This is a genomic window from Bradyrhizobium sp. SZCCHNS1022, assembly GCF_032484835.1.
Classification (GTDB): domain Bacteria; phylum Pseudomonadota; class Alphaproteobacteria; order Rhizobiales; family Xanthobacteraceae; genus Bradyrhizobium.
The window spans coordinates 441,710-468,614 of record NZ_JAUETT010000003.1 but is presented as its reverse complement, the minus strand read 5'-3'; the positions used below and the strand labels follow the sequence as shown (position 1 = coordinate 468,614).

The 26,905-nt window shown below is 62.3% G+C and carries 25 protein-coding genes and 1 pseudogene; 14 read left to right on the top strand and 12 right to left on the bottom strand.

What is annotated here, in order from left to right:
- The first annotated feature begins 435 nt into the window (after positions 1-435).
- The 3 genes and pseudogenes from QX071_RS21835 (at position 436) to QX071_RS21825 (ending at position 2,690) form a co-directional block, all read left to right on the top strand.
- On the top strand, positions 436-990 hold the full coding sequence (locus QX071_RS21835; protein ID WP_315704734.1) for an FxDxF family PEP-CTERM protein: 555 nt from the start codon (positions 436-438) through the stop codon (positions 988-990).
- Positions 991-1,773: 783 nt separating this feature from the next.
- A pseudogene (locus QX071_RS34110) lies at positions 1,774-1,875 on the top strand (PEP-CTERM sorting domain-containing protein); the annotation flags it as partial.
- Positions 1,876-2,024: 149 nt separating this feature from the next.
- A complete protein-coding gene (locus tag QX071_RS21825) occupies positions 2,025-2,690 on the top strand; it encodes a sugar transferase (RefSeq protein WP_315704732.1) in 666 nt (221 codons plus the stop codon).
- Between the two features lie 172 nt (positions 2,691-2,862).
- Here QX071_RS21825 and QX071_RS21820 read toward each other — a convergent pair whose 3' ends face one another.
- The 6 genes from QX071_RS21820 to QX071_RS21795 form a co-directional block, all read right to left on the bottom strand.
- Entirely contained in the window at positions 2,863-3,858 is a 996-nt protein-coding gene (locus tag QX071_RS21820; protein ID WP_315704731.1) for a 2-dehydropantoate 2-reductase, read from the bottom strand.
- Positions 3,859-3,879: 21 nt separating this feature from the next.
- Positions 3,880-4,632, bottom strand: coding sequence for a class II aldolase/adducin family protein (locus tag QX071_RS21815; RefSeq protein WP_315704730.1), 753 nt, complete (start codon positions 4,630-4,632; stop codon positions 3,880-3,882).
- A 44-nt stretch (positions 4,633-4,676) separates the two neighbouring features.
- Complete coding sequence (locus tag QX071_RS21810; protein ID WP_315704729.1) at positions 4,677-5,432, bottom strand: ABC transporter ATP-binding protein; 756 nt, start codon at positions 5,430-5,432, stop codon at positions 4,677-4,679.
- Positions 5,429-8,290, bottom strand: a complete 2,862-nt coding sequence (locus QX071_RS21805) for a branched-chain amino acid ABC transporter permease/ATP-binding protein (RefSeq protein WP_315704728.1) — start codon at positions 8,288-8,290, stop codon at positions 5,429-5,431. The genes QX071_RS21810 and QX071_RS21805 overlap by 4 nt, the downstream gene beginning before the upstream one ends.
- Positions 8,291-8,353: 63 nt before the next feature.
- The gene (locus QX071_RS21800; protein ID WP_315704727.1) at positions 8,354-9,493 is read right to left on the bottom strand and encodes an ABC transporter substrate-binding protein; all 1,140 of its coding nucleotides are present in this window, start codon (positions 9,491-9,493) and stop codon (positions 8,354-8,356) included.
- 246 nt (positions 9,494-9,739) lie between these two features.
- On the bottom strand, positions 9,740-10,204 hold the full coding sequence (locus tag QX071_RS21795; RefSeq protein WP_315704726.1) for a MarR family winged helix-turn-helix transcriptional regulator: 465 nt from the start codon (positions 10,202-10,204) through the stop codon (positions 9,740-9,742).
- Between the two features lie 327 nt (positions 10,205-10,531).
- Here QX071_RS21795 and QX071_RS21790 point away from each other — a divergent pair, with 327 nt between their 5' ends.
- Genes QX071_RS21790 through QX071_RS21750 form a run of 9 tightly spaced genes read left to right on the top strand, consistent with a single transcriptional unit; the run spans position 10,532 to position 17,018 of the window.
- Positions 10,532-11,695: an acyl-CoA dehydrogenase family protein gene (locus QX071_RS21790; RefSeq protein ID WP_315704725.1), complete on the top strand. Its 1,164-nt coding sequence runs from the start codon at positions 10,532-10,534 to the stop codon at positions 11,693-11,695.
- A 51-nt stretch (positions 11,696-11,746) separates the two neighbouring features.
- A complete protein-coding gene (locus QX071_RS21785; protein ID WP_315704724.1) occupies positions 11,747-13,012 on the top strand; it encodes an aromatic ring-hydroxylating dioxygenase subunit alpha in 1,266 nt (421 codons plus the stop codon).
- Between the two features lie 15 nt (positions 13,013-13,027).
- A complete protein-coding gene (locus QX071_RS21780) occupies positions 13,028-13,510 on the top strand; it encodes an aromatic-ring-hydroxylating dioxygenase subunit beta (RefSeq protein WP_315704723.1) in 483 nt (160 codons plus the stop codon).
- Positions 13,507-14,265 (top strand): SDR family NAD(P)-dependent oxidoreductase, encoded by a 759-nt coding sequence (locus QX071_RS21775; protein WP_315704722.1) that lies wholly within the window; start codon positions 13,507-13,509, stop codon positions 14,263-14,265. The genes QX071_RS21780 and QX071_RS21775 overlap by 4 nt, the downstream gene beginning before the upstream one ends.
- An 18-nt stretch (positions 14,266-14,283) precedes the next feature.
- Positions 14,284-15,243 (top strand): PDR/VanB family oxidoreductase, encoded by a 960-nt coding sequence (locus QX071_RS21770; protein WP_315704721.1) that lies wholly within the window; start codon positions 14,284-14,286, stop codon positions 15,241-15,243.
- Between the two features lie 7 nt (positions 15,244-15,250).
- Positions 15,251-15,787, top strand: a complete 537-nt coding sequence (locus tag QX071_RS21765; RefSeq protein WP_315704720.1) for a flavin reductase — start codon at positions 15,251-15,253, stop codon at positions 15,785-15,787.
- 1 nt (position 15,788) lies between these two features.
- Positions 15,789-16,355: a nuclear transport factor 2 family protein gene (locus tag QX071_RS21760; RefSeq protein WP_315704719.1), complete on the top strand. Its 567-nt coding sequence runs from the start codon at positions 15,789-15,791 to the stop codon at positions 16,353-16,355.
- Positions 16,356-16,394: 39 nt separating this feature from the next.
- Positions 16,395-16,802, top strand: a complete 408-nt coding sequence (locus tag QX071_RS21755) for a DUF4440 domain-containing protein (protein ID WP_315704718.1) — start codon at positions 16,395-16,397, stop codon at positions 16,800-16,802.
- A gap of 27 nt (positions 16,803-16,829) precedes the next feature.
- Positions 16,830-17,018: a hypothetical protein gene (locus tag QX071_RS21750; RefSeq protein ID WP_315704717.1), complete on the top strand. Its 189-nt coding sequence runs from the start codon at positions 16,830-16,832 to the stop codon at positions 17,016-17,018.
- Between the two features lie 579 nt (positions 17,019-17,597).
- Here the strand turns inward: QX071_RS21750 and QX071_RS21745 are convergent.
- The gene (locus QX071_RS21745; protein WP_315704716.1) at positions 17,598-17,873 is read right to left on the bottom strand and encodes a hypothetical protein; all 276 of its coding nucleotides are present in this window, start codon (positions 17,871-17,873) and stop codon (positions 17,598-17,600) included.
- 32 nt (positions 17,874-17,905) lie between these two features.
- On the bottom strand, positions 17,906-18,238 hold the full coding sequence (locus QX071_RS21740) for a hypothetical protein (protein ID WP_315704715.1): 333 nt from the start codon (positions 18,236-18,238) through the stop codon (positions 17,906-17,908).
- A 1,337-nt stretch (positions 18,239-19,575) separates the two neighbouring features.
- Here QX071_RS21740 and QX071_RS21735 point away from each other — a divergent pair.
- Together QX071_RS21735 and QX071_RS21730 are read left to right on the top strand one after the other, a co-directional pair.
- Positions 19,576-21,690, top strand: a complete 2,115-nt coding sequence (locus QX071_RS21735; protein ID WP_315729479.1) for a carboxypeptidase regulatory-like domain-containing protein — start codon at positions 19,576-19,578, stop codon at positions 21,688-21,690.
- 30 nt (positions 21,691-21,720) lie between these two features.
- The gene (locus QX071_RS21730; RefSeq protein WP_315704713.1) at positions 21,721-22,512 is read left to right on the top strand and encodes a fumarylacetoacetate hydrolase family protein; all 792 of its coding nucleotides are present in this window, start codon (positions 21,721-21,723) and stop codon (positions 22,510-22,512) included.
- 143 nt (positions 22,513-22,655) lie between these two features.
- Here QX071_RS21730 and gfa read toward each other — a convergent pair whose 3' ends face one another.
- The 4 genes from gfa to xoxF5 all read right to left on the bottom strand — a co-directional run bounded on the left by gfa (position 22,656) and on the right by xoxF5 (position 26,852).
- Positions 22,656-23,219 (bottom strand): S-(hydroxymethyl)glutathione synthase, encoded by a 564-nt coding sequence (gfa, locus tag QX071_RS21725; protein ID WP_315704712.1) that lies wholly within the window; start codon positions 23,217-23,219, stop codon positions 22,656-22,658.
- 33 nt (positions 23,220-23,252) lie between these two features.
- Positions 23,253-24,362, bottom strand: a complete 1,110-nt coding sequence (locus QX071_RS21720) for an S-(hydroxymethyl)glutathione dehydrogenase/class III alcohol dehydrogenase (protein WP_315704711.1) — start codon at positions 24,360-24,362, stop codon at positions 23,253-23,255.
- A gap of 54 nt (positions 24,363-24,416) precedes the next feature.
- Positions 24,417-24,917, bottom strand: a complete 501-nt coding sequence (locus QX071_RS21715; RefSeq protein WP_315704969.1) for a c-type cytochrome, methanol metabolism-related — start codon at positions 24,915-24,917, stop codon at positions 24,417-24,419.
- A 132-nt stretch (positions 24,918-25,049) separates the two neighbouring features.
- A complete protein-coding gene (gene xoxF5, locus QX071_RS21710) occupies positions 25,050-26,852 on the bottom strand; it encodes a lanthanide-dependent methanol dehydrogenase XoxF5 (protein ID WP_315704710.1) in 1,803 nt (600 codons plus the stop codon).
- Between the last annotated feature and the right edge of the window lie 53 nt (positions 26,853-26,905).

Below are 26,905 nucleotides of genomic sequence, written 5' to 3'. Positions count from 1 at the left end.
CCGGACGGTCGACTGAAGGGTGATTTGAATCCCAAGGTGGACATTTAAATGTCGATCTTCCGGCTTTGCCATAATCCCAATTGAAATAATCTTGTGGCCGGCATTCCTGTTCCTGATCGGCCACAGTTGTGGCTGGATATTGTTGCGTCGAATCTAAGCAATTGATTTATTTCATGTATTTTATTGTTTAAAAACATTTTATTGGTTAATAATCCATTGAGCTGCCGGCTCGATTAAGATAAGAATTAAATCCGAAGGGAGCGAGTCTGGGGCGGTCCTTAGCCGTGGAAGAGGCCGCGTCGTAGAGGAGGCAGGAGGCGAAAGGTCGCCGCGATTGATAGCTCGCGGGACAACCTGAACGTTCTGTCGACGTCTGATGCTCCCAGACTTGTTTCCTAATTCGTTTGATCAGTTTCGAATAGAAAGGGGCGAGATATGAAGCTTATTCAGGCCGGTTTGCTGGCGCTCTCGATGGTCGCAGCATCCATAGTGCCTTCCAAGGCCTATACCGTAGTGCCTGCGAGCGGCAGCTCGTTGGGGCTGAACCCCAACATCAATTTTACGATCAGTGGGCTGAACGCCGGTGAGGCTTTCGACATCAACTATACTTTCAGTCTGTCGTCTCTGTCGGGCCTCTCCAACTTCAAGGCCGGGCTCACGGATGCCTCGGGACAGGTCCAGGGGCTGACGGTCGATATCTGGTCTGGGTCGATCGGTGGTACGCTCGTTGCGTCCGGGACCGGTTTCCTGGTTGCCGGGGTGCAGTTTGCCCAGGCTATCGATTCGTTTGCGGCGAACGGCGACTACATCCTGCAGATCTTCGGCAAGAACTCGGGCAATGGTCCGACCAACCTTCAGGTTGCCGGCAACACCTTCACTGTCGCGGTTCCTGAACCCAGCACATGGGCGCTGATGGGGATCGGCTTCGCTTGCCTTGGCTTCATGGCCTACCGTCGCCGCGGCAGCGCTGCGTCCTTCCGCTTCATCTGAAGTAAGACTCTCGCCCTGCCGTCTCATCGATGTCGTTGCCCCGTGTGTCGGGGCAACGTTGCGAGGGAGGGGCGCGAACTCGGCGCATGACCTGCTCGTCTCGTGATTCGGCAAACGTCGCATCGCATAACGGACGATCTGATTCGTATCGCTTACGGATGTTTGACTGAATTGAAGCGGTAAATCTTTGTAATTCGAGTTGGTACGGCTGATGCATTCAGCTTTGGTCTAGACGGTGCTCGGCTGGTTTAGTGGGAGATTTGTATGCGTAATGTAGCGGCCTGGATCACCCTGACGGTTATCAGCTTGTTTTGCGCGCCGGCGCGGGCAGCCATCGTTTACAGCGGCCCGTCCACTCCGATGGTGACAGACACATCTTTCTCGGTCGACTTCCATTCGTCCAACGCGATCTCCTCTGGCCTGAGCTTCGTGCTTAATGGCTATATCAGTCTCGATGGGCATAACTATTTCGAGGACGACTTCAGGCTTGCATTGAATGGCACCCAGATATTCCGGGGGACCTTCAATCTCGGCGGCGGATCCGACGAAACGCAGGCTGTCGTATACTCCAATCCGCTCGGTGCAACTTTCAGCAACCCAACCAATAACGGCACTGGAATTTGCTATTGCGGCGGTGAGCAGCAATTCAGTTTTGCCTCCATCCCGCTGGTGGCGGGAAAGAACACGTTGACCTTCTCTTATGAGAGCCTGGGCGGCGATTATCGTGCAGGTTTTCAGGGGGCGAAGGATGAGCTCTGGTCGATCGCTGATGTCAACGTCAGTGCCGTTCCCGAGCCTTCGACATGGGCAATGATGCTGCTTGGATTCACCGGCCTAAGCTTCATGGCGTATCGGCGTTCGCGGCTGAGAACGGCTGCGGCCTGAGCGGCTCTTCCGGGGCCGCCTGCTGCGCGTTGTGTGCAGATCGCGATCTAATCGTTGGTCCACTTTTGATTAAATCGACTTGTCAATTTCCGTTTCGCCCGTATTGCGCAAAATCTGGTTAGTGCTGTGCAAAATAGTTGGTGCTGAACATGCTTAGACGTGACGGTATGCGCCTTGTTGCTCGTGCTGCACCGGTCGGTCCGATCGGCTTGACGCCGAAGCGCGCTGTAGACATTATACTCGCGCTGACTGGCATTGTCCTCTTGGCGCCGCTGCTTATCATCTGCGGCCTCCTGGTCTTCCTGTCCTCTTCCGGGCCCATTCTGTTCCGCCATAGGCGAGTAGGGTTCAACGGACGAAACTTCGATTGCCTGAAGTTTCGCACGATGGTGGTGGATTCGTCGGAGCAATTGCGATGGCTGCTCGAGCACGATAGCGCTGCCGCGGCAGAATGGGCTGCCAATCATAAGCTGAAGCGAGATCCGCGGGTGACGATGATCGGAGCCATTTTGCGCCGGTCGAGCCTCGACGAGTTGCCGCAGCTCTTCAATGTTCTGAAGGGCGATATGAGCATCGTCGGCCCCCGTCCCGTGACAGAGCAGGAACTGGTGCGATATTCGGAATCCGCCCGCGCTTATCTGGCTTGCCGTCCCGGCATCACTGGGCTCTGGCAGGTTAGCGGTCGGAGTGCGACGAGCTACGGCGAACGTGTTGCTTACGACACGTTCTACGCCCATCAGTGGTCGATGGCGCTCGATGCAAAGATCCTGATCGTGACGATCCCTTCGTTGTTGCTGTCCGACGGAGCTTGTTGACGAGCCGATACGTCCTGGCCGGTCAGCGAAGTTTCACCCTGATGTAGTTGGCGTTCGAGCGGGTTGCACGCCGCGTCTGCCTGCTGGTCTCGCCAGTAGCGGGAAGTCGAATCGCACGGAGTGAAATTCAAACGGGACTCCGTTGATTTTCGCTAGGTGTAACTTCCGATGTCTATCGCTCCTGATTCCGGCGGCCGGAGTTGGCGTAGCGAAGCTGCGCGCGCAGCAGCGTGAGGACACAGTCCAGCGTCGGCATGTGGCATCCGAGCCACCGTGCGACTTCAAGCGGTGCTTCCGCGAGCGCGTCGAGTTCGAGCGCACGCCCCGCGCGGATGTCCTGCAACGTCGATGGCACGTGCGGCCCTGCGCGCCGCAGTTCGTGGACGAAGCCGTCGAGATCAGGTGCGGTCGGATAGCCGAGTTTCTCGGCAAGCTCAGCCACCTCGCGCGCGATATTGCTCGTGACAGCGAGGAGGCCGGTATCGTTGCCGATTTGCTCCAGGTTCGTGCCGGTCAGGCCGGAGACCAGATTCGTCGAAGCATTGCGCAATAATTTACGCCAGACTTCGCGGCGAACATCCGTCTCCACGCTGACGGTAACTCCCGCCGACGCCAGCTGATTGCCGAGCGCAATGGGAGGCGGCACAGGTCCGACCTGTCCGATCCGGAGGCTTTGCTCGCCATGCACGATGATGTCGCCGTCGTCGTTCATCGCAGCACGCGTATAGACGACGCAGCCGATCAGGCGCTCCGCCGGAAAGTGCGAGAGCATGTCGCCGTTGGGATCGAGAGATGCAAGCGAGGTTCGGGCAAAACGGCTCGCACCGAGAAAATACCACCAGGGCAGCCCATTGACGGCGGGCATCAGCAGCGCCGAGGGCGCCATGGCTTGCACAAGCTGCGGCAGCAGCTCCGGCAGCGCCTGCGCCTTCACTGCGACCACGACCACATCACAGGTCGCAAGCTCGCGCAGCGTGATGATCGCGGGATGCGCGATCGCGAGCTCGCCGCTGCGCAGCCGCACGCCCTCCCTGGCCAGCAGTTCGCGGCGCGCGCCGCGCGCAACCAGTGACACGGGCTGGCCGGCGAGCGCAAGCTGGGCGGCCAACGCAGAGCCGATTGCGCCGGCCCCGACGATTCCGATCTTAAGCGGCTGAGCCGGCGGCATCGATGAAGCCCGATCGCGCGATCAGAACGGCTTGCCCTTGACGGCGCTCATGCGGCGGATGGCCGCGTCGAAGAATAGTCTCGCGAATTCGGCTTCCTCGATCAGACGCTTGGAATTCGAGACGCACTGCGCGCGCACGGCATCCGGTAGCGCGCTATCCGGCCCCGGGATCATGCCGGCCTGGCACTGGATCTCGCAGGCGCGCTGCACGGTCCACAGCAGCATGAAGGTGCGTGGCACGTCGGCGGCTCCGACGGCGACGCCGTGGTTGCGCAGGATCAGCACGTCGCCATTGCCAAGACTCGCCAGCATGCGCTCGCGCTCGTCGTCGAACAGCGTGATGCCCTCGAAGGTGTGATAGCCGGTGCGTCCGGCGAGCTGCGCGCCGTAGAAATTATCGTGGCTCAACCCGTCCTTCTTCTGCGCCACCGCCGACATCGCCGTCGTGTGCGCATGCGCGACGCAGTGGAGGTCCTCGCGCGCGGCGTGGATCGCGCCGTGCAGCGCAAAGCCGGCCGGATTTGGCTTGTAGTTCGAGTCGCCGATCAGATGGCCAGTGACGTCGACGGTCAGCAGATTGTCAGGCGTGACCTCGTTGTAGTTCAGTCCGAACGGATTGACCAGGTAGCGCTTCTCGACGCCGGGTAGGCGCACCGAGATGTGGTTGAAGATCATCTCGGTCCAGCCGAAGAAATCGACCAGCCGATAGAACAGCGCGAGCTCGCTCCGGAGGTGATGTTCCTCGTCCCGTTCGCTTCGTTTGACCATCAGCATGTTGCACCTGCCTTTGCCCGCGCCATTGCGGGCTTCGAGAACGTCTAGGATGCGGCTGCCCGAATCCCGAGATAGGAATTGATCACGTCGGGATTGCTCGCGACTTCGGAGGCCGGGCCTTCGAGCATGATGGCACCGGATTCCATCACATAGGCGTAGTCGGCAATGCGCAGCGCGGCGCGCGCATTCTGCTCGACCAGCAGGCAAGATACGCCGCGATCGCGCAAGCCGGCCACGGAGCGCAAAATGTCGCGGGTGACGAGTGGGGCAAGCCCGAGGCTCGGCTCATCCAGCATCAGAAGCTGAGGTTTGGACATCAGCGCGCGGCCCATCGCCAGCATCTGGCGCTCGCCGCCAGACAGGGTGCTCGCGAGCTGCCAACGCCGCTCTTTCAATCGGGGCAGCAGCGCGTAGACCTCTTCAAGAGTATTTAAATAGCTCTTGTCTCCGCGGCGGTAGCGCAGGAAGGCGCCGAGCATCAGATTGTCCTCGACGGTCATAGTCGTGAACAATTCGCGGGTCTCCGGGATCAAGGTCATGCCGCGGCCAACCAGCGTCTCGACGGGCGGCTGTTCCGCCGCGACTTCACCGAAGAAGGTCAGCCGGCCGCGCACCGGCAATTGCCCCATCAGGCCGCTCAGCAATGTGGTCTTGCCGGCGCCGTTGGGGCCGATGATCGCGACGATCTGGCCGCGCCGGATCGAAAGGTTCAGGCTTCGGATGACTTCGACGCGGCCGTAGCCGATGCTGATGTTCTCGGCCGCGAGCAGGACGTCGGAGCTGGTGGATGCGGCGCTCATTCCACGCCTCCGAGATAGGCTTCGATCACCTTGGGATTGGCCTGGACCTCGGCTGGCGTGCCTTCGGCGAGCTTCTCGCCGAATTGCATCACGACGATCCGGTCCGCCAAGTTCATCACGAAGTCCATGTCGTGCTCCACGATCATCACGGCCATGCCCTCGGTCCTGAGCTGTGAAAGCAAATCGGCGAGTGCTTTCTTCTCAAGATGGCGCAGGCCTGCGGCGGGTTCGTCGAGCAGGAGGAGGCAGGGATCGGAGCAGAGCGCGCGTGCAATTTCCAGCACCCGCTGCTGGCCGAGCGCGAGGCTGCCGGCATTGCGCTCGGCGAGCTGCGCAAGACCAACACGTGTGAGCTGCCGTTGTGCTTCCGCCAGCAGCGTCGCCTCTTCCTTGCGATCGAGGAGCAGGCTGGCGGTGACGAGGCCGGTCGCCCCACGGGCATGCGCGCCCAGCGCGACGTTTTCGATCACGCTCATGTCGGGGATGATGCGGACGTGCTGGAAGGTGCGGCCCATGCCGTCAAGCGACAGTGCGCGGGTGGCATAACGGCTTTCCTTGCCGAGAAAGTTGATCGAGCCTTTGGTTGGCGACTGCACGCCAGAAATCAGGTCGAACAGCGTGCTCTTGCCGGCGCCATTGGGGCCGATCAGCGCCAGTATCTCACCAGCATGGACATCGAGCGAAATGTCGCGGTTGGCTTTTACGACGCCGAACGATTTCGTGACGTTGATCACCGAGAGGATAGCGCGGCCGCGCGCCGGCTTGTCGCGCTCAGGCAGGCGCGGCGCGCCCTCGGCCTTCGGGCGCGCGTCGGGCACGTTGAGTCTCAACAGGTTGATCAGCGCCGGCCAGATGCCCTCGGGCAGGAATTGCAGCATTGCGACCGCCGCGATGCCGAAGATGACAATCTCGAAATCGCCCTGAACATGCAGGAGCGACGGAAGATGGCTCTGCAGCCATTGATTGGAGAGCACCACGATGCCGGCGCCGGCCACCGCGCCCGCGATCGAGGAGGCTCCGCCGATCACAGCCATGAACAGATATTCGATGCCTTGCCCGAAGGAGAAGGGGGAAGGGTTGATGAAGCGCTGGAAATGCGCATAGAGCCAGCCGGCGAGCGCCGCCATCAGACAGGCGATCACAAAGCTTGCGACCTTGTAGCTTTGCGTATTGACCCCGACGCTCTCGGCCATGATCGTGCCGTAACGCAGCGAACGGATGGCGCGCCCGGGCCGGGAATCCAAGAGATTACGCGTGCCGACCAGGAGCGCGAGCAGCACCGTCCAGATCGCGACATAGAAGCTTTTGGGATCCTTGAGCGCGAAGCCTGCAATCGAGAGCGGCGGGATGTCGCTCATACCGGCCTGACCGCCGGTCTGGGGCAGGCTGCCGAATAGATAGAAGGCGACGATCGCGAGCGCCAAGGTCGCCAGCGGCAGATAGTGGCCGGACAGGCGGACCGCAATCAGCGAGTTCACCAGCGCGATCGTAAAGGCAACGGCCAGGACGGCCAGGAGCGTGAGCCACGGCGAGATGCCGTAGACCGATGAAAGATAGCCGGTGACATAAGCTCCGATCCCGACATAGGCGGCCTGCGAGAACGAGGTGAGGCCGGCGACGCCGGTAAGCAATACGAGACCGAGGACGGTGATGGACGCCAACCCGACATAGTCGAGCATTGCGATGCTGTAATCGGAGAAGATGATCGGCGATACCAGCACGAAGGCGAGGAATGCGAGTTCGAGGCCGCGGCGCCAAAGCCGCCGGCGCGCTAGCGCTTCAGGGCAGAGATCTTCCTGCGCATGGGCGGCCGGTTCTTCCGCGATGTCTTCCTTTTCCCGTCGCGACATCCGCATCGAACGAAATAGGAGGATCGGGATCACCAGGCCGAAGACGATGACCTCCTTGTAGGTCGAAGCTGCGAAGGAGGCGTAGCTTTCGAGCAGGCCGACCACGATTGCGCCGATCGCCGAGAGCGGAAAACTGATGAGGCCACCGAGAATCGCTGCAACGAATCCTTTCAGCCCAAGCAGAAAGCCGGTGTCGTAGATGATCGTGGTCGTGGGTGCGATCAGCACACCGGCTAGCGCTCCGATGGTTGCGGCGAGCGTAAAGGCGATCCGGCCGGAGAGCGGCACCGAGATGCCCATCAGCCGCGCGCCTTCGCGGTTGATCGCGGCGGCAAGCATGGCCTTGCCGTAGAGCGTGCGCTGGGAGGCGTAGTAAAGGAGCGCAATCACAGCCAGCGTGACCAGCAAGATCGCGATGGTCTGGCCCGCGATCGGCACGCCGGCCACGATAAAGCTGCCGTCGATCAGCGGTGCGGAGCGCTGACCGCCCGGGCCGAAGACGAACAGCGCGATGCCGACCATGACGAAATGCAAGGCGACCGAGACGATCATCAACACCAGCACGGAGGCGGCGGCGATCGGCTGGTACACCAAACGGTAGAGCAGGGGGCCGCAGGCACCGACCACTGCGATCGCGATCACGGCTTTGAACAGCAGCGGCAGACCGAGTTGAGCGCCGATGAACGCCAACGCCGCGATGCCGAGTGGCAGCACGGCGCGCCGCAAGGCCGGGAGCAGCACCGCGATGCCGCGGCTTCGGCCGTCCGCGATCACGTCGGCGATGAATTGCAGGAGAACGAGGACCGCGAGGAGCGGGATTGTTCCGGGCGTGTGCCCATCCTGCAGCGTCGTGAAGGTCAGCGCACTGAAAGAGACGAACTCGCCTTGCGGGACGAAGATCGCGCGCGTGACCGAGAACAACAGTACGATTGCGACCGCCAACAGGGCATAGACGAGGCCGTTGGCGATGCCATCCTGGGCGAGGTAGAGCGCGACGAAAAGGTTCACGAAGATGCTCCGGCCGGAACGCGGTGGCGCAGGCGGAAGGAGTTTTCCGCCCGCGCCTTTCGCTTACTTGACCAGCGACCAGCTGCCGTTCTTGACCGCGATCATGACGATGCTGCGCTGATCGAAGCCGGAATGATCCTTTGCGGTCATGTTGTAGACGCCCTGGGCGCCGGTGAGGTCTTTGACCTCTTCGAGCGCGTCGCGAAGCGCCGCGCGAAACTCCGGGGTGCCGGGCTTTGCCTTGGTGGCGGCCACCGGAACGGCGCGCTCGAGCAGCAGCCCGGCATCGTAGATGTTGGCGCCGAACGTGCCGGGTTCGACGTCATAGATTTTCTTGTAGGCCGCGATGTAGTCGAGCGCGACCTTGCGCGATGCGACATCGTCACCGATCTCGGACAACACCAGCATTGGGCTTGCGGCGAGGAAAGTGCCTTCCACCTTCTTGCCGCCGATCTTCAGGAACTCCGGCGTCGCAGCGCCATGGGTCTGGTAGATCTTGCCGGCAAAACCCTGGTCGACCAAGGTCACTTCGGGCAGCACGGTCGCAGCACCAGCGGCGCCGATCAGCACGGCGTCGGGAGATGCCGCGCGGATCTTCAGGGCTTGGCCGGTCACAGAGGTATCGGTGCGGGCGAAGCGCTCCTCGGCGATGATCTTCAGGCCGGCCGGCTCGGCGGCGGCCTTGAAAGCGGCCGCAAAATTGTCGCCGAGCGGATCGCTGGTGCCGATGAAGGCGACCGTCTTGATGCCGGTCTTCTTCATATGCGCGACGATCGCGTCCATGACGAGGTTATCATTCTGCGTCGTCTTGAATACCCAGCGCTTCTTGTCGTCCATCGGCAGCACCACCGCCGTGGTGCCGACCGGCGCCAGCATCGGGGTCTTGGCGTCGGCGATGAACGGGAGCACTGCGACGGCATTGGGCGAGCCGGACGGACCGATCAGCGCGTCGATCTTGTCCTCGATCAGCATCTTCTGGACGTTCTTGGTCGCCTGCGTCGGATCGCTGTTGTCGTCCATGTAGATATAATCGACGGCGACGTCGCCGATCTTCTTCGGAAGCAGCGCGGCTGTGTTCTTCTGCTGCACGCCGACCACGGAGACCGGGCCGGTCGAGGAAGCGATGACGCCCACTTTCATCTGGGCACTGGCGGGGAATACGGTCGCGGTCAGCAGCGCCGCCGCGGCAATAAGTCTGAGCACGACACGATCCTTTCACATTCTTTATGACGGCCGCGAAAGCGGCACGGCGTGCCGAGCTGCCGGCACTCCGGCTGCCGGGCTGTGGCTCTCTGCCGGCGGCTTCAAATTACTCGCATATTCACTAGAACAATCAAGCAAGTTAATTCGGCTGAATCCGCCGCTTCTCGCGGCAAGCTGCATGATTAGCAGTCAGTTGAGTACTAATCCCGGCCGTCGTCGCGCGTGGAGCGGCGGGAAGTCACATTATTATGGCGACAGGTTCTCGAAGATGCGGGCCGACAGCGAATTGAGCAATTGCACCTCGGTCTTGGTCAAGCCGCGCAGCGCTTCCTTGAAGACGTGTTTGGTCTTTTCCCGGGTCTGTTCGAGGAGGGCGAGGCCCTCTGGAGTGATCATGACCTCGGTCGAGCGCGCATCGGCGCTCGACGTGCGGACCGTCACCAGGCCCTCGCTGACCATGCGCGTGATGGTCTTTGCCATCGTGGAAATATGCGCCACGCAGTCCTCTGCGATTTCGGACACGGTAATAGGTTCGCGCTCGGCAAGGAGGCTCAACACGCGCCAGCGCGCCATATCGATGCCGGATGGCTTCAGCACCGCGTTCATACGCGCGTAGTACCGGGCGAGCATGCGAACGGTATGGTAGAAGGGGGAGCGGCTGGCGAGGAAGCGGCTGTCCTCGGCCCTCACATGGCGCTTGATCTCGTCCAATTCGGTCTTTCGCATTTGTCTCGGTTCCGTCGGACGTTCCTCATCCGGCTGCCGTCCTTAGCAACACCAGATTGCATAAAGCAAGGCAGCTGTGCTGCGCCACCCTCGCCGTCCTGTGCGTGTGCGAACGGGCTGGTGCTTAGTTTGCGTTCGGCAGGGAGGGCCGCGAGTTGGTCGTCTGCTGCTGCTGCCGCGCGCGTGCGCTGCAAGGTCGTTAAGCAGGCACTCACGGAATAATCTTTGTGCAATGAAGCTAGATTTTTCGCTGGAAATTTCCACTAATTGGCATTCTTATCCTATCGATGTCTGGACAATGAGGCTCGACCGATGACGCCACCGCTTGCGACGATCGCCAGAGAGACGGAGGCAGCCGCTGCAGCGCAGAGCCTGCCGGCGCTGCTCGCCGAGATCAAGGCGCGCCGCTCCGAGTTCGTCGCCGCACAGAAGATTCCGGACGACATCATCGAAGGGTTCAAGCGGATCGGCGTCTATCGCGCCATGGTCGCCAAGCGGTTCGGCGGCGAGGAGCGTTCGCCGGCGGAGTTCTGCCGCCTGATCGAGGCGATTTCGGAGGCGGACGGTTCGGCTGGCTGGGTGGCGAGTTTTGGCAGTGCCGCCGGCTATCTCGCCGCCTTGCCAGAGGAAACGCTGCGCAAGGTCTATGCGAAGGGGCCCGATGTCGTGTTCGCCGGCGGATTGTTTCCGCTGCAGCCCGCCAAGCGCACGTCCGGCGGTTTCCTGGTCAACGGTGTCTGGAAATTCGGCAGCGGCTCGCCGGGTGCGGAGCTGATCGGTGTCGGCATCACCGTGGATGGCGATTCCACCGGCGGCCTGCCGCGCGTGGCTGTCATGCCCGCTGAGAAGGTGATGATCCGTCAGAACTGGGACGTCATTGGTCTGCAAGGCACCGGCAGCCATGATCTGATCGTCAACGACGTCGTGGTGCCGGAAGAATGGACCTTGATCCGCGGCGGCAAGGCCACGCTCGATCTGCCGATCTATCGTTATCCGTCGCTGGCCTTCGCCGCGCAGGTGCTGGCGATCGTCGCGATCGGCGTCGCGCGTTCGGCGCTGGACGATGTCAGTGCGATGGCCGGGACGCGCGGTTCGATCACCGGCGCGCCCGTCATGGCCGATCGTGGCTACGTCCAGCTCGAAATCGCGCGCGCCGAGGCGCTGTTGCGCTCGGCCCGCGCCTTCTTCTATGAGGCGACGGAAGAGCTGTGGAGCGAAGTGGTGAACGGCGCGCCGAACCAGAAGACTGTCACCCTGATGCGGCTGGCGGCAACTCATGCGGCGCGGTCGGGCGCGGACGTCGCCCGTATCGCCTGCGGTCTCGCCGGCACGGCTTCGATCTACACCTCGCACAATCTGGCGCGAGCAATGTGCGATAGCCTCGTCGTCGCGCAGCACGCCTTTTTGAGCGAGGGCACGATGCAGAGCGCGGGCCGGGTGCTGCTCGGGCTGCCGACGCAGCCGGGCTTCCCATAAACTGTCTTTAAACTCCAATTCGATCCGAGGCGTCCTCAAGGATATCAGCTGATGACCACAACCGCCGAAGCCAACGTCGACATTCGCCCGCTGATCCAGCCCGACCGCGCCAAGACCACGCTCTATACCGACCCCGATATATTCAAGACGGAGATGCGGAAGGTCTTCGAGAACACCTGGGTCTGGGTCGCGCATGAGAGCGAGATCGCCAATCCCGGCGACTTCAAGACCGCGCAGGTCGGTTTGCATCCGGTGATCGTCGTGCGCGACCGCAAGGGCGCCATTCACGTGCACGTCAATCGCTGCCGGCATCGTGCGGCCACGGTGTGCGAAGTGGCAAAGGGCAAGACCAACAGCTTCGTCTGTCCGTATCATGGCTGGAGCTACGGGCTCGACGGCTCGCTGCGCGGCGTTCCCTATGAAAAGGGCTATGAGGGCGTGCTGGATCGGGCGAAGTTTCCGCTGCGCTCGCTGCGGGTGGAATCCTATGCCGGCATGATCTTCGCGACCTTCCGCGACGACATCGAGCCGCTGGTCGATTTCCTCGGCCCGGCCAAGAAGTGGATGGACCTGTTCATGAAGCAGGGCGCGGGCTATCCGGTCACGACCCTCGGCGAGCACAAATTCCGCTTTCCCGGCAACTGGAAGATCCAGCTCGAGAACACCACGGATGCCTATCACTTCCCGCTGGTGCACAAATCCTTCCTGACCGCGGTCGACAGCGAGACGCAGACCACGCTCGACATGATGAACAATGGCGGCTTCGTCGAAGATCTCGGCAACGGCCACAGTGTCATGGTGATGATCCCCGAACTGATCGATCTGGAAGACAATCTGGAGGCGCCGATCCCGGAGAAGTTCAAAGATCTCGCCGCCGAGCTCGCCAGGGATTACAGCGATCTGGAAGTCCGCCGCATCGTCCGTGCGGTCGGCGGCTCCGGCTTCAACCTCAATCTGTTCCCGAATGTCGCCTGCTCGATGGCGTTCTTCCGGGTGCTGCAACCGGTATCCGTGGAAGAAACCGAAATCCGTCACATCGCGATCGGCATGAAGGGCGGACCGGCCGCGGCGAACCGCGCGCGCATGCGGCTGCACGAGTTCTTCCAGGGGCCGATGGGATTCGGCAGCCCGGATGACGCCGAGGTGTGGGATCGCGTGCAGCATGGCGCGCAGGGCGACCACGATCTGTGGCTGATGCTCAATCGCGGCCTGCCGCAGGAAACCGCGATGCCGGACGGCCATCGCCGCGGCGACGTCAGCGCAGAAACCGGCATGCGCGCGGCCTATGCGCAATGGACCAAGATGATGGCGGCCTGAGAGAGGACGAACAACATGACCCAGGCGATCACCCTTGACGAGGCCATGACCTTCACTTGGTATGAGGCCGACCTGCTCGACAATGCCGAATACGACGAATGGCTGTCGTTGTGGACGTCCGATGCCCATTATGTGGTTCCGATCGAGCCGGGAGAAACCGATTTCGAGAACACGCTGAACTACGCCTATGACGACCACTCCATGCGCCAGAAGCGTGTCGACCGCCTGCGCAACGGCCAGTCGATCTCGACCTCGCCGGTGGCGCGCACCGTGCGGGTGCAGTCGCGCTTCCGGATCCTGAAAACCGATCCGACGGCCTGCGAGCTGCGCTGTGCGCAGATCCTGACCGAATTCCGCCGCGGTCGCGAACGCAACTACACCGCCGACATCGAGTTCAGCCTGGTGCGCGGCGGCGACGGCAGGCTGAAGATCTCGCGCAAGGTGGTGCGCCTGATCAACTCGACGGACGCGCTGACCGGCATCGGGTACATCCTGTGACGGCGATCGGTGAAGAGAAGCGGGCTGCCGTCGTCACCGGCGCCGGCAGCGGTGTCGGCGAGGCGATCGCGCGCGTGCTGCATGGCGGCGGCTATCGCGTCATGGTCGCCGATATCGATGAAGCGGCGGCACAGCGTGTCGTCGCCGAACTCGATCCGTCCGGCACGACTGCGCTGGCGCAGCGGCTCGACGTGCGCGAGAAGCCGCAATTCGCGGCGGCGCTGCAAGCAGTGCTCGCGCAATGGGGGACGGTGCACGCCCTGGTGAACAATGCCGCCGTCACGGTGGCGCGTCCGGTGATGGAGATCTCGCCGGAGGAGTTCGACGCCGTCATCGCGGTCAACCTGCGCGGCACCTTTCTCGGCTGCCAGGTGTTCGGCAGCTATTTCAAGACGCGCGGCCACGGCCGCATCATCAATATGGCCTCGCTCGCCGGCCAGAACGGCGGCACAGCGACCGGCGCGCACTACGCTGCATCCAAGGGCGGCATCATCACGCTGACCAAAGTGTTCGCGCGCGACCTCGGGCCATCGGGGGTGACCGTGAACGCGATCGCACCAGGCCCGATCGATTCGCCGATGGTCCATCGCACGCTGTCGCCCGAGCGGCTGGAAGCCGTGAAGGCGACGATCCCGGTCGGCCAGATCGGGGACGCCAGCTTCATCGGCAAGCTGGTGTTGCAATTGGCCTCGCCCGAGGCGGCATTTGCGACGGGCGCGACCTGGGACGTCAACGGCGGCATCTATCTGCGTTGAGCAAAGATTAAAGTGAGCATGAGTGAACAGACGCTGGATGTCGTCGTCGTCAGCCGCAGCGAGCCGGCGGAGGAGATCGTCGTGCTCGATCTCGCGGCCGCGGCCGGAGCCAGCCTGCCGCGGTTCGAGCCGGGCGCGCATGTCGATGTCCATCTGGGGCCCGATCTGATCCGGCAATATTCGCTGTGCGGCGATCCGGCCGATCGTTCGCGCTATCAGCTCGGCATCCTGCTGGCCGCAGGCTCGCGCGGCGGCTCCGCCGCGATCCACCGGGACGTGCACGCCGGCGATCACTTGCGGATCGGCGTGCCGCGCAACCTGTTTCCGCTGCAAGCCGCGGCCAGCAAGACGATCCTGATCGGCGGCGGTATCGGCGTGACGCCGCTGCTGGCAATGGCGCGGCATTGTGCCGCCCACGCCAAGGATTTCACGCTGCATTATTGCGCGCGCAGCCGAGCCAAGGCCGCGTTCCTGGATGTGCTCGAGGCAGCACCGCTCGCCGCGCACAGCTGTTTGCATTTGGACGACGGCCCCGAAGCCCAGCGCTTCCTGCCGGAGCGCGACTTGCCGGCGCCCGCAGCGGGCACTCACCTTTATGTCTGCGGTCCCGCTGGATTCATGGAATGGGTGATCGGCGAGGCGCATCGGCTGGGCCACCCCGAGGCGCAGATCCATCGCGAATATTTCGAAGCCGATGTGGATACCTCGGGTGATGCCTTCGAGGTGAAACTCGCCAAGTCCGGCAAGAGCGTCATGGTTCCGGCCGGCGTCCCGATCGTCAAGGCGCTCGCGGAGATCGGGGTCAAAGTTGAAGTGTCGTGCGAGCAGGGCATCTGCGGCACCTGCATGTGCACGGTGCTGGAGGGGGTGCCCGACCACCGCGACAACTATCTGACCGACGAGGAGAAGGCAGCCAACGACCAGATCCTGGTGTGCTGTTCTCGCTCGAAGACGCCGACGCTCGTGCTCGATCTCTGAGGGCGGAATGACTGTGATGAGCCCGATCGGCCAAAACGAATTCCGCGACGCGATGAGCCGGTTGGGAGCCGCCGTGAATGTGGTGACGACCGACGGTCCCGCCGGCCGGCATGGGTTGACGGCCTCGGCCGTCTGCAGCGTGACGGATACCCCACCGACCTTGCTCGTCTGCGTCAACCGGCAGGCCGGCGCGCATGCCCATCTCGTCGAAAATGGCGTGCTGTGCGTCAACGTCCTGACCGGCCGGCACGAGGCGCTGTCCGGCGCATTCGGCGGCAAGGGGCTGGAGATCACCGAGCGTTTTGCGCGGGCGTCGTGGCGGGCGCTGACCACAGGCGCGCCGGTGCTGAGCGATGCGTCCGTCAGCCTGGATTGCAGGATCGTGCGCAACGAGGAGGTCGGCACCCACACCGTGTTCTTCTGCGAGGTGGTCGATGTTGCGATCGCGACCGATCCGGAAGGTCTCATCTATTTCAACCGTGCCTATCATCACCTGAATGCGGCCGCGCCGGCGCTGCCGGCCAAGGAGCAGGAGACCACCTGAGATGAAGCTGGAAGATCTGGCGGCCAAGCTGGAGGCGCTTGAGAAACAGGTTGAAGTGCTGCGCGCGGAAGCCGACATTCGCCGGGTTCAGGCCCGCTACATGTTCCTGTGCGATACCCCATGCCCGGAGGCCGGCGCGGACGACGATGCCGAGCGGATCAACCGCATCATGGAGCTCTACACCGAAGACGCGATCTGGGAAGGCGTCGGCTCCTATTATGACAACCAGTTCGGCCGTATGGTCGGCAAGGCCGCGATCCGCAAGCATTTCGAGGGCTTCTGGGGCACCAAGCGCGATCCCGCGCTGGTGCTCAACGTGCATTACCTGACCTCGGAGCAGATCCATGTCCGCGGCGACGAGGCGGATGGTCAATGGGTGCATTGCCAGCCCTGGATCTTCAGCGACGGCTCGTCGCTGTTGCGGTCGAGCCGGCTCAACAACGCCTTCCGCAAGGAGAACGGCGTCTGGAAACTGGCGCGGACGCGGACAGAGAACGTCTTCGTCGCGCCGCTGACATCCGGCTGGGCGGAAAGCATTCCGGAAAAATCGGTGTTGATGCGCGCCTGAGCCGCATCAACCTCATTTGTCACGAGATCAGGAGCCATCATGTCCGTTTCAGCCAGTCCATTCACCGCCGCCGCTGCCGCCGAGGCCGATGCCCTGCATCGGCTGCTGCAGGCCTGGTTTCGTGCCGAAGGCAGCGACGATCCGGCGCCGATCCTCGCCCGCTTCGATGAGGGGTTCACGATGGTCTCGCCCGCCGGCAAGCTGGTGACTTACGCGCAGTTTGCGGGCGGGCTGCCGTCCATGCGCGGCTCGCGGCCGACGCTGATCATGGAGATCAGCGAGGTCGTCGTGCGGCATGTCAGCGACACGACTGCGCTCGTCACCTATCACGAGCGGCAGATCCAGGACTCCGGCACCACCGAGCGGGTCTCGACTGCACTGCTGCTCAGCCGCCCCGATCGTCCGACGCCGGTGTGGCGCCATCTGCAGGAAACTTGGATCGCGTAGGCGCGAGCGGGAGAGGGAGGCAGCGTCATGGCCGATCGGGCGGAGATGTGGCGGCTCTATGCGTTCCGCGGCTACAAGGTTCGCGTCGTCCAGCAATGGCGCGATCCGTTCGGCGTGTCCCATGTCCGCATCGAGACCGCGGACGATAACGGCGCGATGGCGGAGGGCATGCCGGAGACTGTGTTCATGAAGGACGCCAGCCTTATTGCCGAGTAGCCTGACGCATGGAGGCGCCGTTCCGCGACGCAGGCCGACGCGATCTCCGCGCACGATTTCACCGTCTCGCGGCGCGTTTGCGTCCGAGCTATCAACTTCGTTTCACCCTCTCACCACGAAGAGGGTGCCGGGAATGCCGGGTGAAGGCCTCACCCATGGCCCGCCTGCAGAAAAGAAAGCAGGCGGCAGTCACCACAGGTTTAGCCGGATCAACCGGCATTCCCTGCGCGATAGTTTGACGGCGTATACGTGATCTCCCCGGGGATCGGCTTTCTTGTCCCCGTCATCGGCGCGATGCATCATCCGCATCCTCGCCAACTTAGCGCCAGCACCGAGGCGCCAGAACCACACGATTTGGCCATGCGCACCGATGCTGTTCGTCGGCATGGATGAACCATGCTGCAACGCCGGTGCGCCTACCGCATCCCGCACTCAACGTCCGTGACGATCGCGATACGTCCCTCAACGAGGCGGGATGGCAGAATAGAAACATGAATTCTGAAAAAGCGAAAGAAAAATTTTGCGCCGATGGGGGGCGGATCGGCCGATCTATTTGAACGGCTTCACGAAATGAATGTTTCAGGGCGCGCCATTCGGCGGCGACATATCGCCGACGGGCAGGCATAGCAAGTGCCGGCCGCACAACGTCGTACTGATGGTTTGCCCGTCGGGTCGGATGCTCAAGGGACCAATGTCCAAGGCGAGGTAGACCCGTTCGCCGTCCGTCAGCGCGATCTCGCCCTGCTGCTCGTGGCGGATCGCATGCGCCATGACGCGCAGCCTGGGATCGCTGAGGCCGTGCCATTCCTGCCCGAGCTTGGCGGTCGCGATCCAGTTCGATTGAGCGGGAGTCATATTGCGACAACATTTGATTCCGAAACCGCACGTCAAAGCCGCGTCACCCGACGAATTTGCACAGTGGCGACGACAGCAACTCGATGCCGTTCGCAAACGTCATAGCGCGAGTTATCTCGACGGCAGACCATCGCATGTCCCACTTCGACAACGGCGGCCATGATCAGTCGCGGTCGAAAGCTCAGATCCCGATATTCGCCTTTAAGTTGAATCTTGAGCTTCGCGATGCGGAAGGTGAAATCCGTATCTGTCCGCAGTCGCGGCAGACGTGGCTTGCGATTGTCGAGGATCAGGTCCTCATCAGTTCCAATTCCGAACGGCTCCGACCGTAGCAAGGAGGCGAGCGAATTGGCCGACATGTTCATGGGACCGGAGCGGGACGCCTTCGGATTCCTACTGCCAGGGGCGATCCGCCGATTGAAAGGGACAATTTACCATGTGTGGAGGGCTTCGAGCCCCGGGGCGACCGATTCGGGCTGGCGCCCCCCGCCAGCGCCGCACAACGCGAACGGAAGGATCAGGAACCGAAGACCAGTGCTCTGACTTAGGCTTGAGGCGACCAACGGCCTGCGAGCTGGCCGTCGCGCGATTTTTGGGGTGTTTAGCTGTAAAATGTAACTTGTAGTTGTTGACAACCTCCGGTATCCTCCGGATACCCATGACGGCCACTCTGCGCTAGACATAGCGTAGCCCTCTTGGGCGTTTCCTCCCTGGACTTGGGCCGCCTGCATAATCGTGCAGGCGGCCTCTCTTTTTGATCTGCATCAAATTGATCTACGTCAAATCCGGGCGATGGAATTCGTCGGCTAGCGAGCAATCGGCAAATGTCGATTCGTGTTAGTGCGGGCCGATGCTTCGGCCGTTTAGCTAGCGATCGCGAGCCGCAGCGACGATTGCATCCCCGGCCCGGCCGACAAGCCATCACGGCGATCGATCCCGATAATGAGTTGAATGGTCGCGCGCGCCCGCGTGTTTGGGGCGCATGTGATAACGCCTCTCTACACCAATGAAGAGCTCGTCAGCCGCGCTGATACATCACTGCCAAGCCGGACGTGAGAATCTTGATGATTTGGCGTGGAGGTCTCCGAAGTCCGCCCAGAACGCGGCTGATCTGTCGACGGGCATCACGTAGTCCTTGGTCCTTGTGGACGAGTTCGACGGCTGATGCTCTATCAAGTGTACCGCGCGTCCATGGCTCCGCCGCGGGATGCGTCGAGCGCGCAGAATGGCACAGCGGCGTTATGGGGCAATCCCGGCGATAGCCCTGCGGCGAGACGGGAGCGGCGCACACGAAGCGATTCATGGGGGCGATCTCGCCTGGCGTCGCGAGCTTGTCGCCGCGTAGTTTGTCGCGCTTCAGATCGGCGAATTGGTCGTCCAGTCTTAACCTCCTCACGCGGAGTTCATCGGCGTTGCAATGCGGCATGAGTCGAGACCAGGTTGATCCCGCTCCGCAACCCATGCGAATGAAACGGGGATGCCGGCCAGGCGTAATGGTCGCCCGTTGGACGAGCGAGAATCTGCCGAGCGCCACGGAGATCGCGAAGAAGTCTGTTTCCGCCTAGCAGCCGGCCACGCGAGGTCCGAAGGGCGCTCCGGCTAGAAAAAAAGAGCCGCCAGACAAATGGCGGCAACGGCGACAAAGGGGAGAAACATGAAGCTCAAGGCCATCTTGATGGGCTGCATGGCGACGATGCCGCTCATGTCAAGCGATGTCGCCGCCGCAGCCGAGATCGAGATTTCTGCCCACGACATCGGCGGCCAGGTGAGTGGGACCAACGGTCCAGAAGCCGGCGTCTGGGTGATTGCCGAGACCAGCGATCTGCCGACCAAATACGCCAAGGTCGTCGTCACCGATGACCAAGGTCGCTACGTGATCCCCGAACTCCCCGATGCGACCTACAAAGTTTGGGTCCGCGGCTACGGACTGCAGGACACCGCGCAGATCGAGGTGCGGCCGGGCAGGGCGGTCGATTTCAATGCGGTGCCGTCAGCATCGCCAGCCGCTGCTGCGCAGCTCTATCCCGGTATGTACTGGTATTCGATGCTCGACATTCCCGCGCCCGAGGAATTTCCCGGCACGGGCGACAAGGGCAACAAGATGCCTGAGACGATGAAGTCGCAGGCGCAGTGGGTGGATACGGTCAAGAATGCCTGCCAGTCCTGTCATGCGTTGGGATCGCGCGGTATCCGCGAAGTGCCGAAGGTCTTCCTGGAAGGGCACAACTCGCAGGAGGCCTGGGCGATTCGAACCCAGGCCGGCCAGGCGATGGAATACATGGCCACGGTGGTTGGCAGCATGGGACCGGACAAGGTCTATGCGCTATTCTCACAATGGACCGACCGCATCGCGGCCGGCGAGCTGCCGTTCGACAAGCCGGAGCGGCCGAGGGGCGTCGAGCGCAACGTCGTCTACACCATGTGGGATTGGGCGTCGCCGACGCACTATCAGCATGATGCGATCTCGACCGACAAGCGCAATCCGAGCGTCAATGCCAATGGTCTCATCTACGGCTCGCCGGAGGAGAGCACCGACCTGATCCCGACACTCGATCCGGTCAAGAACGTGGCTTCGACCATCACCGAGCCCTATCTCGATCCCAACACGCCGTCGTCGACGGATGCGCCACGTGGCACCTCGGCCTATTGGGGTGACGATCCGATCTGGGACGGCCACACCAGCATTCATAACGTCATCATGGACGAGCAGGGCAAGGTCTGGTTTACCGCGCGCCTGCGGCCGCCGCAGAATCCCGACTATTGCAAGCAGGGCTCCAGCCATCCGTCCGCGCAGGTCGACCCGCAGGCCACCTCGGTGCGCCAGCTGTCGCGCTTCGATCCCGCGACCGGACAATGGGATCTGATCAACACCTGTTTCTCGACCCACCATCTCTACTTCGGGCACGATCCGAACGATACGCTGTGGATGAGCGCGGGTGGTCCCGGCCTCGGCGGTGGTCTCGTCGGCTGGCTGAATGTGAAACAGTTCCGCGAGACGCGCGATGGTGTCGCCGCGCAAGGCTGGACACCGCTTGTGATCGACACCGATGGCAACGGCAAGCGCGATGTTTACGTCGGGCCGAAGGATCCGCTCGACCCGGCCAAGGACAAGCGTGTCGTCGCCTCCTTCTACGGCATCATGCCGAGTCCGGTCGATGATTCGATCTGGGGGCAATCGATGGACCGCGGCTTCTCGCGCATGGACCAGCCCGGCTACATCATCCGCGTCGTGCCCGGAGCCGATCCGGCCAACACGGCGCTCGCTGAGATCTATCAGCCGCCGGAGGGCACGTTTGGACCACGCGGTATCGATATCGGGCTGGATGGTGTGGTATGGACTGCACTCTCCAGCGGGCATCTCGCGAGCTTCGACCGCAGCCTGTGCAAGGGTCCGCTGAACGGGCCAGGCACTGCCGAGGGCAAGCAATGTCCGGAAGGCTGGAAAGTGTACCGGATGCCGGGTCCGCAGTTCAAAGGGCTGGATCCAAAGGGCAGCGCCAATCACGCCTATTATCTCTGGGTCGATCGCTTCAACATTCTCGGCCTCGGCGCCAACGTGCCGATCGCTTCCGCTAACGGCGGCGAGTCGCTGCTTGCCCTGGTGAACGGCGAATTCGTCACCTTACGCGTGCCGTATCCGCTCGGCTTCTTCACCAAGAACGTCGATGGTCGGATCGACGATCCCACAGCAGGCTGGAAGGGGCGCGGCCTTTGGACCACGTCCGGCACCCGTGCCAATTTCCATGGCGAGGGCGGGAAGGAGGCTTATCCCAAGGTGTTCAAGGTCCAGATGCGGCCTGATCCGCTCGCGCATTGATGTCCGTGATCATTCAAAATGGAGTTTGTCATGACCATCACCTCTCGACGCAATCTTCTCACGGCGGCTGCGGGCGCGGCTGCGGCTGTCGCCTCGGAAGCGCTCCCTGCTGCGGCCCAGGGCGGCCCTAAGCCGATCTTTATGGTGCCGGCAACGACGATCCCGATCGCGGGCGAGGACGGGGTGTTTCCGGTCCGCCGGATCTATTGCATCGGCCGCAACTATGCGGCGCATGCGATCGAGCGCGGCTCCGACCCGAATCGCGAGCCGCCATTCTTCTTCCAGAAGCCGACCGATGCGATCCAGAACGTCGCGATCGGCGAGGTGGCCGATCACCCCTATCCGTCACTGACCAAGAACTATCATCACGAGGTCGAACTGGTTGCCGCGCTGAAGTCCGGCGGCACCAATATTCCATCCGATGCGGCGCTCGACCACGTCTATGGCTACGCGGTCGGTCTCGACATGACCCGGCGCGACCTGCAGAACGGCATGGCCGCGGAGAAGAAGCCCTGGGAGATCGGCAAGAGCTTTGATCATGCCGCGGTGCTCGGGCCGATTCATCCGGTCGCGAAGGTCGGGCATCTGAAAATGGGAGCAATCTCGCTCGCCGTGAACGGCGTGGTGCGGCAGAACTCGAACCTCGACAAGATGATCTGGAGCGTTGCCGAGCAGATTTCGAAATTGTCCGAGGCCTTCGAGCTGAAGGCCGGCGACATCATCTATTCCGGCACGCCGGAGAATGTCGGTCCGGTGGTGAAGGGCGACGTATTGTTGTGCAAGCTCGAGGGCCTGCCGGACATGTCGATCAAGATCGTATAGGCGTGCCAACCCGGCGTATGCGTGTGCGCTGACAAGAAAATGCCCCGCTCGCAAGAAGCACAAGCGGGGCACCAAGTCGTCAGGAAGGAACGCTTCCAAAAGGGACGCCCGTCGGCGTTCCCCTAGTTCAGCAGCGTCGTGGCTTACGCTGCTTTCGCTTTCGCCACGTGGGTGGCGATTGCATCCATCAGGGCCGGCGACAGGCAGTCATAGGGCTCAAGCCCGAGCTCCTTGAGCCGCGCTCTGATCGCGCCCATCTGCTCCGGCTTGACGCCGGATTCGATGACTGAGGAGACGAAGGCAGCGAACCCGGGGGCAGCCGAGCCTTGTTCTTGGAACAGCTCGGGATGGATGAAGTCCAGGCCATAGAACGGGTGGCCCGTGTTCTCGATTCGGCCGTACATATGCGTGCCGCATTCCCGGCAGGCATAGCGCTGGATCACCGCGGAGGGATCGACGATCTGCAGCTTGTCGCCGTTCTCCAGCACGGTCACGTTCTGCCGCGGTACCACCGCGACGACGGAGAAGATCGCGCCTTGGGGTTTCCAGCACTTCGTGCAGCCACAGGCGTGATTGTGGGCGACGTCACCCTTGACGCCGACCTTGACCGGCCTGTCCTTGCACTTGCAGACCAAGGTCCCACCCGCGAAGTGGCCCGAGCCCTGCTTGACACCGTTGTCGACCGAGGGGTGAATGTGAACAGTCATGGCGCAATCCTCCTAGTGCTTGCCGTTGGTGAGTTAGTAGACGACGACGGAGCGGATCGACTTGCCCTCATGCATCAGGTCGAAGCCCTTGTTGATCTCTTCGAGCTTCAGCGTGTGGGTGATCATCGGATCGATCTCGATTTTTCCGTTCATGTACCAGTCGACGATCTTGGGCACGTCGGTGCGGCCGCGCGCGCCGCCGAACGCGGTGCCCTTCCAGACGCGGCCGGTGACGAGCTGGAACGGACGGGTAGAAATCTCCTTTCCGGCCTCGGCGACGCCGATGATGATCGAGACGCCCCAGCCGCGATGACAGGCTTCCAGAGCCTGTCGCATCACCGCGGTGTTGCCGGTGCAATCGAAGGTGTAGTCGGCGCCGCCGTCGGTCAGTGCGGTGAGGTGCTGGACGATGTCGCCCGAGATCTTCTTCGGATTGACGAAATGGGTCATGCCGAAACGGCGGCCCCATTCCTCCTTGCTGTCGTTGAGGTCGACCCCGACGATCTTGTCGGCGCCGACCATCTTGGCGCCCTGGATCACGTTGAGCCCGATGCCGCCAAGGCCGAACACCACCACATTGGAGCCGGGGGTGACCTTTGCGGTGTTCACGACCGCGCCGACGCCGGTGGTCACGCCGCAGCCGATGTAGCAGCTCTTGTCGAAGGGCGCGTCCTCACGGATTTTCGCCACCGCGATCTCCGGCAGCACGGTGAAGTTGGAGAACGTCGAGCAGCCCATGTAATGGTAGATGGTCTGACCCTTGTAGGAAAAGCGCGAGGTGCCGTCCGGCATCACGCCCTTGCCCTGGGTCGCGCGGATTGCGGTGCACAGATTGGTCTTCTGGCTGAGGCAGCTTTTGCACTGGCGACATTCCGGCGTGTAGAGCGGGATCACGTGGTCACCCGGTTTCACCGACAGCACGCCGGCGCCGACCTCGCGCACGATACCGGCGCCTTCATGGCCGAGGATCGAAGGGAATATGCCCTCGCTGTCCAAGCCGTCCAGGGTGTAGGCATCAGTGTGGCAGATGCCGGTCGCCTTGATCTCGACCAGCACTTCGCCGGCCTTCGGACCTTCGAGGTCGACCTCGACGATCTCGAGCGGCTTCTTGGCTTCGAAGGCGACCGCGGCGCGCGTTTTCATCTCTAAACTCCTATTCTTTCCCAGGACCGGCAGCTGAAACGCCGCGATCCCCCATCAGTGTTTGCCCATGCAGGAATTTTCCGCTTCCGTGTAGGCTGGCGGCTTATCCTCGTGCTTGGCAGGACGTGCACGTCCCCACGCATCATTAGCGCGAGCGCGCAAATAGACATAGATGTCATCCATGTAGCAGGCGACATTTGGATTGTCGCCGAAGGCTGGCATGACGTTCTCCTGGGCGGTGCTGACGTTCTTGCGACCGCTGGCGACGACGCCGAGGAAATCGCCATAGCTCATCGTCTTCAGCGAATCCTTCAGTGCCGGTGCGTACGTCGATCCCATTCCGTCCGGGCCGTGGCAGACGTGACATTCCGAATGGTAGCGGCGGTATCCCGAGTAGGTGTACCAGTCGACGGTGCCGTCGGCGGCAACCTTGTAGGTCGGGTTTCCGTCCTTATCGAAATATTTGCCATCTTCGGACTTCACCGCAGTCGGATCGCCGGATCCGTCCGCCATGGCAATTCCCACAAAGACATTTCCCGTTCCCGTCGCACCCATTCCTCCGGCTGCCACGCAGAAAACCGCAGCGACCGCAAAGCAGATTTTACGCAAGAGCTTGATCCTTGATTTCGGTGGCAGGCAAACCGGCGCATGAAACAAGTTCATGCGCCGGAAGCTGGCAATCCCGGGTTACTGCGGCAGGGAGAACACGGTGAGCGTGCCGCCCAGCGCAGTGTAGTTGGAGAGCGCCGCGTAACCGCCGACCGCACCGAGACCGGCCGTCGGATCGGTCAAGCCCGCCGCGAGACCGATGCCGGCCCAACCGCCGACACCCGACAAGATTGCGATATACTGCTTGCCGTTGTTCTCATAGGTCGTGACGTTGCCGATGATCCCGGACGGAGTCTTGAACTTGTAGAGCTCCTTGCCGGTCTTGGCGTCGACCGCCTTGAGATAGCCTTCGAGCGTGCCGTAGAACACCACGCCGCCAGCGGTTGCGAGTGCGCCCGACCACACCGAGAAGGGCTCCTTGTTCGACCAGACGATCTTGCCGGTCTTGCCGTCCCAGGCGATGAAGTTGCCCATGTTGGTGTCGCCCTGAGGCGGATACATCGACAGGGTGGCGCCGACATAGGGCTGACCCGCGGTGTAGCTCACCTTGAACGGCTCGTAGTCCATGCAGACATGGTTGGTCGGCACGTAGAACAGCTGGGTGTCGGGAGAATACGCTGCCGGCTGTTCGTCCTTGGAGCCGAGCGCTGCCGGACAGACCCCCTTGGTGTTGACATCCTCGCCGTTATGGTCGGTCGAATATTGAGCGACCACCTTCGGACGGCCATAGGTCGGCGAGTTCTTGTCCATGTCGACGCCGGTGGTCCAGTTCACCTTCGGGTCGAACTTCTCGGCGACCAGGAGCTCGCCGGTTGCGCGATCGAGCGTATAGCCGAGACCGTTGCGATCGAAATGCGTCAGCAGCTTGCGGGGTTGTCCGCCGACTTGCTGGTCAGTGAGGATCATCTCATTGATGCCGTCATAGTCCCATTCGTCGTGCGGCGTCATCTGGTAGACCCACTTCGCCACGCCCGTATCCGGGTTGCGCGCGAAGATCGTCATCGACCATTTGTTGTCGCCGGGGCGTTGCTTCGGATTCCAAGTCGACGGATTGCCGGACCCGTAGTAGACGAGGTCGAGCTGCGGATCATACGACACCCAGCCCCAGGTGCAGCCGCCGCCGATCTTCCACTGATCGCCCTGCCAGGTCTTCACGCTGGAGTCCTTGCCGACCGGCTTGCCGAGCGAGGTCGTGCTGGCATCGAACAGGATCTGGTCGTCCGGCCCCTCGGAATAGGCCTTCCACACCTGCTTGCCGGACTTGATGTCGTAGGCGGTCATGCTGCACTGCACGCCGAATTCGCCGCCGGAGGTTCCGACGAGGACCTTGTCCTTGATCACGTAAGGCGCCGAAGTGCCGGTCTGTCCCTTGGACGGATCGCCATTGACGATGCTCCAGACCAGATTTCCGGTCTTGGCGTCGAGAGCAATCAGCTTGTCGTCGGCCTGATGCAGGAAGATCTTGCCGTCACCATAGGAGAGGCCGCGATTGACCGTATCGCAGCACATCACCGGAATGACGTTCGGGTCCTGCTTGGGCTCATACCGCCAGACGATCTTGTTGTCCTGCGACAGGTCGAGTGCATACACCTTGTTGGGGAACGGCGTATGCACGTACATCATGTTGCCGATGATCAGCGGGCCGCCCTCGTGACCGCGGAGCACGCCGGTCGAGAAGGTCCATGCGACCTGCAGCTTCCCAACGTTCTGGGCGTTGATCTGGTTGAGTTTCGAGTAGCGGGTGTTGGCATAATCGCCCGCAGGCATCACCCAGTCTTTGGGGTTTTGTGACATCTTGACCAGCTCATCGCTGGCCAATGCGCCACCCGCGGCAAGCGCCGCGACCGACGTCAGACAGGTTGCGAGCAGTACATTTCGCATCGTCCATCCTCCCATTTTGAACAAAGGTCCGCAGGACGCGGCCCAGTCTCATT

Coding starts and splice junctions, on each gene's coding strand:
- QX071_RS21755 (WP_315704718.1), top strand. CDS start 16,395: ATGTCCGTTTCAGCCAGTCCATTCACCGCCGCCGCTGCCGCCGAGGCC.
- QX071_RS21790 (WP_315704725.1), top strand. CDS start 10,532: ATGACGCCACCGCTTGCGACGATCGCCAGAGAGACGGAGGCAGCCGCT.
- QX071_RS21825 (WP_315704732.1), top strand. CDS start 2,025: ATGCTTAGACGTGACGGTATGCGCCTTGTTGCTCGTGCTGCACCGGTC.
- QX071_RS21780 (WP_315704723.1), top strand. CDS start 13,028: ATGACCCAGGCGATCACCCTTGACGAGGCCATGACCTTCACTTGGTAT.
- QX071_RS21750 (WP_315704717.1), top strand. CDS start 16,830: ATGGCCGATCGGGCGGAGATGTGGCGGCTCTATGCGTTCCGCGGCTAC.
- QX071_RS21740 (WP_315704715.1), bottom strand. CDS start 18,238: ATGAACATGTCGGCCAATTCGCTCGCCTCCTTGCTACGGTCGGAGCCG.
- QX071_RS21810 (WP_315704729.1), bottom strand. CDS start 5,432: ATGAGCGCCGCATCCACCAGCTCCGACGTCCTGCTCGCGGCCGAGAAC.
- QX071_RS21765 (WP_315704720.1), top strand. CDS start 15,251: ATGACTGTGATGAGCCCGATCGGCCAAAACGAATTCCGCGACGCGATG.
- QX071_RS21735 (WP_315729479.1), top strand. CDS start 19,576: ATGTCAAGCGATGTCGCCGCCGCAGCCGAGATCGAGATTTCTGCCCAC.
- QX071_RS21785 (WP_315704724.1), top strand. CDS start 11,747: ATGACCACAACCGCCGAAGCCAACGTCGACATTCGCCCGCTGATCCAG.
- QX071_RS21820 (WP_315704731.1), bottom strand. CDS start 3,858: ATGCCGCCGGCTCAGCCGCTTAAGATCGGAATCGTCGGGGCCGGCGCA.
- xoxF5 (WP_315704710.1), bottom strand. CDS start 26,852: ATGCGAAATGTACTGCTCGCAACCTGTCTGACGTCGGTCGCGGCGCTT.
- QX071_RS21745 (WP_315704716.1), bottom strand. CDS start 17,873: ATGACTCCCGCTCAATCGAACTGGATCGCGACCGCCAAGCTCGGGCAG.
- QX071_RS21720 (WP_315704711.1), bottom strand. CDS start 24,362: ATGAAAACGCGCGCCGCGGTCGCCTTCGAAGCCAAGAAGCCGCTCGAG.
- QX071_RS21815 (WP_315704730.1), bottom strand. CDS start 4,632: ATGCTGATGGTCAAACGAAGCGAACGGGACGAGGAACATCACCTCCGG.
- gfa (WP_315704712.1), bottom strand. CDS start 23,219: ATGACTGTTCACATTCACCCCTCGGTCGACAACGGTGTCAAGCAGGGC.
- QX071_RS21715 (WP_315704969.1), bottom strand. CDS start 24,917: ATGGGTGCGACGGGAACGGGAAATGTCTTTGTGGGAATTGCCATGGCG.
- QX071_RS21835 (WP_315704734.1), top strand. CDS start 436: ATGAAGCTTATTCAGGCCGGTTTGCTGGCGCTCTCGATGGTCGCAGCA.
- QX071_RS21730 (WP_315704713.1), top strand. CDS start 21,721: ATGACCATCACCTCTCGACGCAATCTTCTCACGGCGGCTGCGGGCGCG.
- QX071_RS21770 (WP_315704721.1), top strand. CDS start 14,284: ATGAGTGAACAGACGCTGGATGTCGTCGTCGTCAGCCGCAGCGAGCCG.
- QX071_RS21760 (WP_315704719.1), top strand. CDS start 15,789: ATGAAGCTGGAAGATCTGGCGGCCAAGCTGGAGGCGCTTGAGAAACAG.